Consider the following 2,288-nt stretch of genomic DNA (forward strand, 5'->3'; position numbering starts at 1 on the left):
CTTATGCCGCTACCGCAACTGGCTGGCGCAAGACGATACCCTGTCCGAATTGCGGGAACTGATTAACCGACAACTGACCGAAAAAAACCTAAAAGTAGAGAAAGCATCCTCCGCCGTCGTTGACGCCACCATTATTCAGACCGCCGGCAGCAAACAGCGTCAGGCCATAGAAGTCGATGAAGAAGGACAAGTCAGCGGACAAACCACACCGAGTAAAGACAGCGATGCCCGCTGGACAAAGAAAAACGGCCTCTACAAACTCGGTTACAAACAACATACCCGTACCGATGAGGAGGGCTATATCGAGAAACTGCACATCACCCCCGCCAATGTCCATGAGTGCAACCATCTGTCCCCTTTGTTGGAAGGCATTGCCGAAGGTACGACCGTCTATGCCGACAAAGGCTACGACAGTAAGGAAAACCGGCAACATCTGAAAGAGCATCGGTTGTTGGACTGCATTATGCGTAAAGCCCACCGCAACCGTCCGCTGACGGAAGCGCAAACCAAACGTAACCGATATTTGTCGAAGACCCGTTATGTGGTCGAACAAAGCTTCGGTACGCTGCACCGTAAATTCCGCTATGCGCGGGCAGCCTATTTCGGGCTGCTCAAAGTGAGTGCGCAAAGCCATCTGAAGGCGATGTGTTTGAACCTGTTGAAAGCGACTAACAGGCTAAGTGTGCCTGTTGCTGCCTAAAAGGCAGCCCGGATGCCTGATTATCGGGTGTCCAAGAGAGATTAAGGGGGTATTTGAGTAGAATCAGTGGATATTTGAAACAAAAACAGCCGAAAATCTTTATTTAGTTTTCGGCTGTTGGGGGAAGGGCTTTTTTGCAAAGGTCTCTGTATTGTTATTACCCCTAAAAAATAGATTCTTTGAAAGTTACAAAAGAAATTGTTGAGGATACAGAAAAAGTAAGTTAGAATCAGTAGATTAGAAATAAAAAGGTACTTAAAATATGAGAAAATTACTTCCTGTATCATTTGCTGTACTTGCTCTATTTTCTGCTGGTTGTGAAGCCAATAATCATGAAAAAAAAGCACAAATTCAACACTCTAACTTGAAAGATAGAAAGAATATGGTTAACTTAAATCTGATGTTAAATGAAATTCTAAAAACCCGTATTACAGATATTGCAAGCCAGCGTGCAGATGTTAGTAATATTGTTTCACAATATCTTCATTCGGGACTAACTAAAAATGAAATTATCAATTTAATTCCTAACGAGTTTAAGATTCTAGAAAATTCAGATGATAACCTACTTATCCATTATCAAAGAGGTGAAGGTTATTTAGGTAATAGACGTGATTTATACATTAGTCTGTTTTTTAATAAAAGTGGGCAATTACTAAAAAATGTTTCTTATCTAGATAAGAGCAACAATCTATAAAACTACAAGGAAATTGATCATGTCAGAGAAAATAGAAGTTGGTTACAGAAAGCTTGGTAGTTTGGGATATGATTATCATCATATGTTTCTGCTTTATACTGATAAAATGGGGAAGCAGTATACCATTAGTGGTTGGACAGATGAAGAAAATACAAACCCAAATTTACCCCTTGGTAATATAAGAGTCATTGCGGGTATGCCATATGATAGCAACAACCCAGATTCTTCTACTAGACACCCAGGACAAAAACAATACCGTGAGTTAATCACGGAAGCGTCTGATTTATCTGAGAAATGGGCAGAAATGGTGAGGAATGCTCGAAGCAAAGACAATATTTATCCTTATGATTTTTTGCGTCAGAACTCCAATACTATTGCAGCTACCGTATTACGTGAAGCTAGGCTTAAAGAACCTGAAAAAGATGGTTATGGTTTGGGTGATCATCTTGCCCCTGGTTCTGAAAATAAATTGGATAAAAATCTCGTCCCTAAAGATCCTAACAAAGCAGGGGTTTTAGACCTTTTGGATTTGAGTGCACAAAATAATCAAACAGATAATCTTCAATATGCTGAGCAAACCTCAGCCGATAAACTCCAAGCTCTAATTCAAGGCTTTAAAAACGACAAAGATGGTACGTTCACAGCCAAAGCATTGGCTGACAATGCCGATGTGGTGGCAAATTTTAGAGATGAGTTGCGAGAGACCTTAAAACAAAATCAGGCTCAAGAAGTTGCTCAAAATACTCCTCAAGTTCAAGAAGAGCGCAGCTATGGCGATCGTTCGTTTGGTTAAATCCTTCCCAAATTTGAAGAATGCTGATGGTACGTTTTTTCCTTATTCTTTCAATAGATAGTGACGTATGAATAATAACGAACTTGAACAGGCACATAATC

At 40.4% G+C, this 2,288-nt stretch carries 3 protein-coding genes; all 3 read left to right on the forward strand.

Features of this window, described 5'->3' with window-relative positions:
• Positions 1-700, forward strand: a 700-nt coding sequence (locus HMPREF2661_RS10810) for an IS5 family transposase (RefSeq protein ID WP_070823775.1), incomplete at its 5' end; no start/stop codon positions are given.
• 262 nt (positions 701-962) lie between these two features.
• Positions 963-1,394 carry a hypothetical protein gene (locus HMPREF2661_RS10815; protein WP_049322818.1) on the forward strand — a complete coding sequence of 144 codons (432 nt, stop codon included), beginning with the start codon at positions 963-965 and terminating at the stop codon, positions 1,392-1,394.
• Between the two features lie 19 nt (positions 1,395-1,413).
• Positions 1,414-2,187, forward strand: coding sequence for a hypothetical protein (locus HMPREF2661_RS10820; RefSeq protein ID WP_283140448.1), 774 nt, complete (start codon positions 1,414-1,416; stop codon positions 2,185-2,187).
• Positions 2,188-2,288: the final 101 nt, after the last annotated feature.

It is taken from the genome of Neisseria sp. HMSC061B04 (assembly GCF_001836705.1).
Classification (GTDB): Bacteria; Pseudomonadota; Gammaproteobacteria; order Burkholderiales; family Neisseriaceae; genus Neisseria.

Bases quoted from the DNA above. Each gene is read 5' to 3' on its own strand.
- HMPREF2661_RS10815 (WP_049322818.1), top strand. From the start codon at position 963: ATGAGAAAATTACTTCCTGTATCATTTGCTGTACTTGCTCTATTTTCT.
- HMPREF2661_RS10820 (WP_283140448.1), top strand. From the start codon at position 1,414: ATGTCAGAGAAAATAGAAGTTGGTTACAGAAAGCTTGGTAGTTTGGGA.